The organism is Allobosea sp. P1_A7 (assembly GCF_056406775.1).
The window spans coordinates 1-8,776 of the sequence record NZ_JBFTZN010000248.1 but is presented as its reverse complement, the minus strand read 5'-3'; the positions used below and the strand labels follow the sequence as shown (position 1 = coordinate 8,776).

The following is an 8,776-nucleotide window of genomic DNA, read 5'->3' as shown; positions in this document are numbered from 1 at the left end:
TCACTGGCTCGAAGAAGGTCCTTGGCGCGATACGACCGGACGGCGCGATCGTCGTGGTCAATACAGCCGAGAGCATGCCGGGGGATTTCACTCGCAATGCCGATTTCTCGCTGCCCATCGAGCGGCTGAAACGGGCGATCATCTCGGCATCAGGGCGTGAGCGGACGCATCTCGTCGATGCGACGGCGGCTGCGAACGCTTTCCTCGGCAACGCCATTGCTGCCAACATGTTCATGCTCGGTTATGCGTGGCAGTTCGGCGGCGTGCCGCTGTCGCGCGCCTCGCTGCTCCGAGCGATCGAGCTCAACGGCGAAGCGGTCGCCATGAACAAGCAGGCCTTCGAGCTCGGCCGGCGTGCGGCGCATGATCCGGACGCTCTGATCTGTGCCCTTGCGGAGGCCAAGGCGCCGACACGGGCGCGGCATCTCTCCGAGACGCTGGAAGAGATCATCGCGCGTCGCGTCGATTATCTCACTGCCTACCAGAATGCGGCCTATGCGGCGCGCTATCGCCATCTTGTCGCGCGCATCCAGGTCAAGGAAGTGCAGGTCATGCCGGGGCAGAGCGCGCTTGCCGAAAGCGTGGCGCGCTATCTCTTCAAGCTGATGGCCTACAAGGACGAGTATGAGGTTGCGCGGCTCTATGCGGATGGCTCGTTCCAGAAGCAGGTGGCCGCCACCTTCGAGAAGGACAGCGCTTCGGGTGAGAGGCTGCGCTACGAGTTTCATCTCGCGCCGCCTCTGCTCGCCAAGGTCGATCCCCATACCGGCCTGCCGCGGAAGATGAGCTTCGGCCCCTGGATGATGAAGGCCTTCGGCCTGCTGGCGAAACTGAAGGGCCTGCGCGGCACGGCCTTCGACATCTTCGGCCGTACCGAGGAGCGCAGAACGGAGCGCCGGCTGATCGCTGAATACGACGCGCTGATCGGCGAGCTGGTGAACCGGCTGACACCGGAGAACCATGCGCTCTGCGTGGCACTGACGGCAATTCCGGAGAAGATCCGTGGTTTTGGCCATGTCAAGGAACGCCACCTCAAGCAGGCTAAGGCCGAGGAGACCGATCTCCTGGCCCGGCTGCGTGACGGCTCGGCTGCGGCATTGGCCATGCCGAGAGCGGCCGAGTAGACGGACCTGACCGGGGTCGTCCCAGGGGGATGACCTCCGCCGTCCGGTTTGGTCCGCACGATCGTTCAAGACATTCAGCCGCCCGGGCCTGACAACATGCTGCTCATCCACCAGTGGAGGCGCAGCATGGAGGGGTTGTTCGGTTTCGTCCTTGCCGGGCTCGCACTCGCGGGCAGTCCCGGACCTGCCACTTTGAGCCTGGCTGCAACCGGTGCTGCCTTCGGGGCCCGCGAGGGGCTCGTCTATGCTGCCGGCATCACCAGCGGCATGGCCGCGGTCATCGCGATCACCGCCAGCGGCATGGTCGGGGTGCTGATGGCGCTGCCTGGCGTAGCGCCGGTGGTGACGGTCGCTGCGGCCGGGTATTTTCTCTATCTGGCCTATCGCATCGCCACTGCACCACCCTTGAGCGAGGCGAGCGAACGCGGTGAGCGACCGTCCTTCGCAGCAGGTGCCCTGCTGTCGCTCGTCAACCCGAAGGGCTATGCGGCGATGGCTGCGCTGTTCTCCGGTTTCGTCCTGTTGCGCGAGMGGGTTGCCGCCGATGCGCTGGCGAAGGCGGCGGTGCTGATGGCGATCATCGCCGCGGTCAATCTGCTCTGGCTCGCCACGGGAGCGGCGCTGACCCGCTGTTTTCGTCGGCCGCGGCTGAATCGGGCCATCAATATCGTCTTCGCGGTCCTGCTGATTGCGTCGGTCGCATTTGCGCTGGTGCGTTGAGGCTCGCCCGTAGGCAAATGCGGCCGGTCGACTGCAGGTTTAGGCCCCGCCATGGGGCCGTGTGGACGGTGGTGCGGCCAAGCGCACGGTCGTGTTGAGCGGGCCAAGGACCCGCCCGTCGGCGGAATGCAGTTCGAGGCGCCCGACAGGCAGTCCGGTTTCGTTGTCGATGAGTGCGGAATGGGGCTCGCCCGGCTCGTAGCACTGGTCCTCCCCCCATTGCCGCAATCCAGCAACGACGACGAACAGGCCGCGGCCCTTCTGCGTCAGCACATATTCCTGATAGGCGCTGCCATCCGAAGCGGGCGCGATCTCAAGAATGCCGAGTTCGACAAGATTGCGCAGCCGTGCGGCGAGGATGCCCTTGGCGACGCCGAGGCTCTTCTGGAATTCACCGAAGCGCCGCACGTCGCTGAACGCATCGCGAATGATCAGGAGAGACCACCAGTCGCCGATCGCGTCCAGGGCGCGGGCGACGGGGCAATCCGCATCCCTGAGGCTGGTGCGTTTGACCATCGGTTTCCGTCTCACTTCCCCGTGATGTCCGGTTCCAAAATAGGACTGGATTCAGCTACATGCAACATGGTTCCATTATAGAACCATGTTGCATGGGATAACCTAATGAAGCCTCTGAACTCAGCCACCCCCGCCATATCCCGGGTCGAGCCTCCCAGCGGCCGCAATGCCCCGGGACAGGAAGACGGAGCCAGCGCGCGCCAGGGCCTCTCCCACGCGGTAACGCTGCTCTTCGCCGTCGCCTGCGGCCTCAGCGTGGCAAACATTTATTATGCCCAGCCGCTGCTCGATGTGATGGCGCGCGATCTCGCGATCAGTCCGGCCGCGATCGGCGGCGTGGTGACGGTGACGCAAGTCGGCTACGCGCTCGGGCTGGTCTTCATCGTGCCGCTTGGCGATCTGCTCGATCGTCGGCGGTTGATCGGCACGCAAGCGCTGCTCTCAGGCCTGGCACTGCTTGTCGTCGGCTTGGCGCCGAGCGCAGCCGTCCTGCTGGCGGGGATGGTGGCAGTTGGCCTGCTCGCAGTCGTCGTGCAGGTGCTCGTTGCCTTTGCGGCCAGCATGGCGGCAGACGAGGAGCGCGGGCGGACCGTGGGCAGGATCACGAGCGGGATCGTGATCGGCATTCTCCTGGCGCGGTTCGCTTCGGGAGTGCTCGCCGATATCGGGGGCTGGCGCCTGGTCTATCTGGCGTCGGCGGTGCTCTCCGTGCTGATGGCCTTCCTGCTGTTCCGGGTGCTGCCGAAGCATGAGCGCGCCGCGGCGAGGATCTCCTATCCGGAGTTACTCGCGTCTGTGGTGGGCCTGTTCGTTGGGGAGCCGATCCTGCGAGTACGCGCCGTGCTCGCCTTGTTGATCTTTGCCAGTTTCAGCGTGTTCTGGACGTCGCTGGTCCTGCCGCTCAGCGCCGCACCTTTCTCCCTGTCCCATACCGAGATCGGGATGTTCGGTCTCGTCGGGCTGGCGGGGGCACTTGCTGCCGCCCGTGCCGGATCGCTCGCGGACCGAGGATTCGGTCAGCGCGTCACCGGTCTTTCGCTGGGCCTGCTGGTGCTGTCCTGGGTCCCGATCGCCTCGATGAGCGCATCGCTCTGGAACCTGATTATCGGCGTTGTCCTGCTCGATCTCGCGATCCAGGCCGTGCATATCACCAACCAGACCATGATCTTCGCGGTGCGGCCCGATGCCCGAAGCCGGCTCGTCGGCGGCTATATGGTGTTCTATTCGATTGGCAGCGCGCTAGGCTCGATCGCCTCAACCATGGTCCATGCCCGCGCAGGCTGGACTGGCGTCTGCGTGCTGGGAGCCTCGATCAGCCTGTTGGCGCTGCTGTTCTGGGCGGCGACCCGCCGGCACCAGCCCGCAGAGATCCGGGCCGAATGACCCGAAGAGCCCGTGCCAAACCCCGCTTGGTGCGCCGGGCTTGAGTTGGCCGTCCATGACGCCGCATACTGAGTCGGCATTGCGGGCTCGTGCCCGTTCTAACGCGCGGTGAACATGCCTTGATCTCTCCCKAAGACCTGCGCCGCATCGCTGCCTGGTCGCGCGACCTGAAGCCGGAAGAATTTGAGGAAGCGCGACGCGGAATCAGCCTGAAATCCTACGGGAAGGGCAACTACATCTGTCATGTCGGCGACCGGCTCGAGTCCTGGACCGGTGTCGCCGAGGGGCTGGTGAAGATGAGCACCACCTCGAAGGAAGGTAAATCCGCGACACTGGCCGGCCTGCGTGCGGGGGCCTGGTTCGGAGAGGGCACGGTGATCAAGGCTGAGCTGCGCCGCTATGATCTGGTGGCGCTACGCGACACCCAGCTCGCGCTGATGCGGCGCTCGACCTTCCTCTGGCTGTTCGAACACAGCGCGGCGTTCAATCGCTTCCTCGTCCATCAGTTCAATGAGCGGCTCGGCCAGTTCATCGCACTGGCGGAGACCGAGCGGATGCTGGACTCGACCGCCCGTCTCGCCCGCAATCTTGCCTGGCTGTTCAACCCGATCCTGTATCCCGGCCAGAGCCTGACACTCGCGATTTCGCAGGAAGAGCTCGGCCTGCTCGCCGGCATGTCGCGGCAGATGGCCAATCAGGGGCTTGCTAAGCTTGCAGACCTAGGTCTGCTCGAGGTCGGCCACGGAGCGGTGACTGTCCTCGATCTGGATCGGCTCGCGCGTTACGACGGCTAGGGAACGCAGACACTCCAGTGTGCCTGATCACTCTCGGCCGAGGCGTTCGAATGCCTGTTTCAAGGGAGCGTCCGAGATCCGGATGAAGCCGAGATAGGGATGGTCCATGTCGATGATCAGCACCAGCGCTCCGGTCACCGACAAGGCGCAGACGAACAAAGTCGCCATAACCGTTCCATTGCCCGGGGCCAACAGACCGAACGAGGCGAAGAGCAAGGCGAGCCAGAACACGAGGATGGCCAGGAATGCGCCGGGAAATCCTCCCACTTCCGTTTCGGCGCGCATCCATCGCGCCTCCGCAATCTGTCCGCTGAGTTGAAGGGCGCGCGCCTGGAGCCAGCGCTGGGAGTCGGTTTGTGGCGACAGGTTTCGCAGCGCCCCCTGGACCATTTCGATATCCAGACCGTCGTCGAGCGACCGTTCGCTGCCGGCATCGCTCAACCTGATCTCGAGAAGCTTGTGGAGCGTTTCCCGCGTTTCCCTCGTCTCCTGGCCGTACTGCGCCATGACGCGGTCGAGCAGGAGCACGCGMGCCGCCGTTGTTCTCAAGCCCGTCCCGGCCTCGTCGAATGATCGTTTCGCTGAGGCGATCAAGAGGCCAAGCGCGAGCGCCGAGAGCGTTCCAACGACTGCCGTCGCAAGCTTGATGGCGTCCCGGGACTCCGGACTCAGGTGATGTTCCGGCAGGCGTGCGCGCAAAAACATCCCGATCAAGGCCGCGCCGAACACGCACAAAAAGGCTATGCAGCCGATGACGTAAGGATCCATGGAGCGGCGCCTGGTTGGTGGCTGCCTTGCGGTGTCGTTTTTCAGAACATCGAAGAAGACAGCTCAGTCAATTCGCGCAACTCCTAGGGATAGGAGTGGCCGGCTGGATCTGGCAGGTCCCGAATTCAGGCTTGCCGAAGTCTCCAGAACGGCAAGGATTCACGCTCTCGCACACTTCGGCGGGACAATAGCGACCAAATAACAAGTTGTCTGTCAAGTGCCTCCTTGCGAAGATGTGTCGGGCCTGCAAGGCTTGCATGAACAAAGAGGTCGGAACCGGCCCGGAAAGAAGGCTGCTGCAATGTACGGCGGCCGGACAGGGAGAACGCAACCGTGGCAAGCGCAACCGCCGGCCAGGCGGATACCTTTCCGAAATTGCTGATGCGCAATGCGCGTGAGCGCGGCAGCCGCACGGCATACCGGCACAAGGATCTCGGCATCTGGCAATCCTGGAACTGGGCCGAGATGGCCGAGCAGGTTCGTGCCTATGCCAAGGGATTGCAGGAACTCGGTCTCAAGCGCGGCGAGAAGGTCGCGATCATCGGCTACAACCGGCCACGCCTCTACTGGTCGATGTGCGCGGCGCAGTGGCTCGGCGCCATTCCGGTGCCGGTCTATGCCGATTCCGTCGCTGACGAGATGGCCTATGTGCTCGACCATGCCGAGGCGGTCTTCGCCTGCGTCCAGGATCAGGAGCAGGTCGACAAGGTGCTCTCGATCGCCGACCGCCTGCCGCGCCTGAGGAACATGCTCTACGACGAGTCGCGTGGCCTGCGTGATTACGACCATGCCAAGCTGCACGACATTGGTCGCGTGATCGAGGCCGGGGCCAAGGCCCTGAAGGCGAATTCAGCAGCGTCGGCCGGGCTCGACCGCGAGATGGAGGCCGGGACCGGCTCGGACCTCGCTGTCATCCTCTACACCTCGGGTACCRCCGGCCGCCCCAAGGGCGTGATGCTCAGCCATTACAACGTCATCACGGCGGCCGAGATCGGCTGCCAGTTCGACGGGCTGAACGAGGAAGACGAGGTCATCGCCTATCTGCCGATCGCCTGGGTCGGCGACCACGTCTTCTCCTATGCGCAGGCGATCGTCGCCGGCTTCTGCGTCAACTGCCCTGAAGGGCCGGAGACGGTGATCGATGATCGCCGCGAGGTCGGCACGACCTACGCTTTCGCGCCGCCGCGGGTCTTCGAGAACATGCTGACCATCACCATGGTGCGCATGGAGGATGCCGGGCCGTTGATGCGCAAGATGTTCCATTTCTTCCTCGGCGTGGCGAAGAAGCATGGTGAGAAGATCCTGAACGGCGAGCCGGTCCCGCTCGGAGCGCGGCTGCTCTACAAGCTCGGCGACGCGTTGATCTACGCTCCGCTGCGCAATCGTTTCGGCCTGACCAGCATCAAGGTCGGCTACACCGCCGGCGAGGCGATTGGCCCCGAGATCTTCCGCTTCTACCGGTCGATCGGCGTCAACCTGAAGCAGCTCTACGGCCAGACCGAGGCCGGGGTCTACATCACCATGCAGCCCAATGGCGAAATCCGGGCCGACACCGTCGGCCGCCCGGCGCCGCTGGTCGAGATCAAACTCGATGAGAATGGCGAGGTCCTCTACCGGTCACCCTCCATCTTCGGCGGCTATTACAAGGATCCGGAGAAGACGGCAGAGACGATGACCGCGGATGGTTATGTCCGTTCCGGCGATGCCGGTTTCTTCGACGAGACCGGCCATCTCAAAATCATCGACCGGGCCAAGGATGTCGGGAAACTCAATTCCGGCGAGCTGTTCCCGCCGAAATACATCGAGAATAAGCTCAAGTTCTATCCGAACATCAAGGAGGCGGTCGCTTTCGGCCAAGGCCGCGACTACGCGACCGTTGCGCTCAATATCGACCTGACGGCCGTCGGCAACTGGGCCGAGCGCAACAATGTCGTCTATGCCTCCTATCAGGAACTGGCCGGCCACGATCTCGTCTACGGCATGATCGCCAAACATATCGACGAGGTGAACAAGTCGCTGGCGTCCGAGCCGGCGATGGGCGGAGCCCAGGTCAAGCGCTTCCTGATCCTGCACAAGGAACTCGACGCCGACGATGGCGAGCTGACGCGGACCCAGAAGGTCCGGCGCGGCTTCATCGCCGAACGCTACGCGCCCCTGGTGAACGCGCTCTATGACGGCTCGAGTGAGGCCGACATCTCTACCGAAGTCACCTTCGAGGATGGGCGCAAGGGCGTGATTTCCGCACGGGTCAAGGTGCGTGACGCCAAGACCTACCCGGCAACGGCGCCCGAGCGACCTGACGCGGCGAGGGCAGCATGAATGCGGAACCCATGAACGTTACCGGCACGCCGATCCCCGCCAAGAAGGGCGAGATCCTGCTCTCGGTCGAGAATGTCTCGCTGCGCTTCGGCGGCGTGAAGGCGATCTCCGGCGTCTCCTTCGACATCCGCAAGGGCGAGGTGCGCGCCATCATCGGCCCCAACGGGGCCGGCAAGACCTCGATGCTGAATTGCATCAATGGTTTCTATCATCCGCAGGAAGGCCAGATCACCTACAGGGGCGTGCGTCGCACTAGGATGAAGCCGCACCAGGCGGCTGCGGCCGGCATCGCGCGGACCTTCCAGAACGTCGCGCTGTTCAAGGGCATGTCGACGCTCGACAACATCATGACCGGGCGCACGCTGAAGATGCGGCGCGGCTTCTTCTGGCAGGCCTTGCGGCAGGGGCCGGCGATGGCCGAGGAGATCGAGCACCGCAGGGTGGTCGAGGACATCATCGACTTCCTGCAGATCGAGCACATTCGCAAGCTGCCGGTCGGCAAGCTGCCCTACGGGCTGCAGAAGCGTGTCGAGCTGGGCCGCGCGCTGGCGATGGAGCCGGAGCTCCTGCTGCTCGACGAGCCGATGGCCGGCATGAACCTCGAGGAGAAGGAGGACATGTGCCGCTTCATCCTCGACGTCAACAACCAGTTCGGCACGACGATCGCGCTGATCGAGCACGACATGGGCGTGGTCATGGACCTGTCCGACCGTGTCGTGGTGCTCGAATACGGCCGCAAGATCGCAGACGGCACGCCCGACGAGGTCAAGCAGGATCAGAAGGTGATCGATGCCTATCTCGGCGTGGCGCATTGAGGGAGGCATCAATGCCGCACGGATCCGATCTGCGGAGTTCGAGGGTATGCCGGCTGATGTCGGGATCATCGAAGCTTCCACTTGCGACCCCGAGCGCCGCCATCATGTGCGCGGGGCCTCTCGGCCTTACCCGGATCTGGAGACGGCCATGACGCGATCGCCAACCAAGGACATCCAGCCATGAGCGAAGTCGCTGCGCGCCCTGCGCCCAACCTGCTCAGCAATGGCTGGATCAAGACCGGCCTCATTCTTGTGGGCATCATCCTTGCCGCGATCGTCGGTGCACAGCTCGATTCCTCCGGCACGCTGCACAAGGTGTTGATCGACCCCTTCCAGC

General features: G+C 64.0%; 8 protein-coding genes. 6 read left to right on the top strand and 2 right to left on the bottom strand.

Annotated features, from left to right (window positions below; translation table 11 throughout):
* Nucleotides 1-1,124: DUF6537 domain-containing protein (locus AC1D34_RS29550; RefSeq protein WP_476826131.1), on the top strand; the 1,124-nt coding region annotated here is incomplete at its 5' end.
* Nucleotides 1,125-1,250: 126 nt separating this feature from the next.
* Complete coding sequence (locus tag AC1D34_RS29545; RefSeq protein ID WP_441487884.1) at nt 1,251-1,844, top strand: LysE family translocator; 594 nt, start codon at nt 1,251-1,253, stop codon at nt 1,842-1,844.
* A gap of 39 nt (nt 1,845-1,883) precedes the next feature.
* On the opposite strand, the gene AC1D34_RS29540 is transcribed toward AC1D34_RS29545, so the two are convergent.
* Nucleotides 1,884-2,360, bottom strand: a complete 477-nt coding sequence (locus tag AC1D34_RS29540) for a winged helix-turn-helix transcriptional regulator (protein WP_441487885.1) — start codon at nt 2,358-2,360, stop codon at nt 1,884-1,886.
* A 105-nt stretch (nt 2,361-2,465) separates the two neighbouring features.
* Between AC1D34_RS29540 and AC1D34_RS29535 the strand changes: the two genes are divergently transcribed.
* Complete coding sequence (locus tag AC1D34_RS29535) at nt 2,466-3,743, top strand: MFS transporter (protein ID WP_441487886.1); 1,278 nt, start codon at nt 2,466-2,468, stop codon at nt 3,741-3,743.
* A gap of 119 nt (nt 3,744-3,862) precedes the next feature.
* Nucleotides 3,863-4,537 carry a Crp/Fnr family transcriptional regulator gene (locus AC1D34_RS29530; RefSeq protein WP_476826130.1) on the top strand — a complete coding sequence of 225 codons (675 nt, stop codon included), beginning with the start codon at nt 3,863-3,865 and terminating at the stop codon, nt 4,535-4,537.
* A gap of 27 nt (nt 4,538-4,564) precedes the next feature.
* On the opposite strand, the gene AC1D34_RS29525 is transcribed toward AC1D34_RS29530, so the two are convergent.
* A complete protein-coding gene (locus AC1D34_RS29525; protein WP_441504322.1) occupies nt 4,565-5,305 on the bottom strand; it encodes a bestrophin-like domain in 741 nt (246 codons plus the stop codon).
* 381 nt (nt 5,306-5,686) lie between these two features.
* On the opposite strand from AC1D34_RS29525, the gene AC1D34_RS29520 reads away from it, so the two are divergent.
* Both AC1D34_RS29520 and AC1D34_RS29515 read left to right on the top strand, forming a co-directional pair.
* The gene (locus AC1D34_RS29520; RefSeq protein ID WP_476826132.1) at nt 5,687-7,624 is read left to right on the top strand and encodes an AMP-dependent synthetase/ligase; all 1,938 of its coding nucleotides are present in this window, start codon (nt 5,687-5,689) and stop codon (nt 7,622-7,624) included.
* Nucleotides 7,621-8,439, top strand: a complete 819-nt coding sequence (locus AC1D34_RS29515; protein WP_476826129.1) for an ABC transporter ATP-binding protein — start codon at nt 7,621-7,623, stop codon at nt 8,437-8,439. The genes AC1D34_RS29520 and AC1D34_RS29515 overlap by 4 nt, the downstream gene beginning before the upstream one ends.
* The last annotated feature ends 337 nt before the right edge of the window (nt 8,440-8,776 follow it).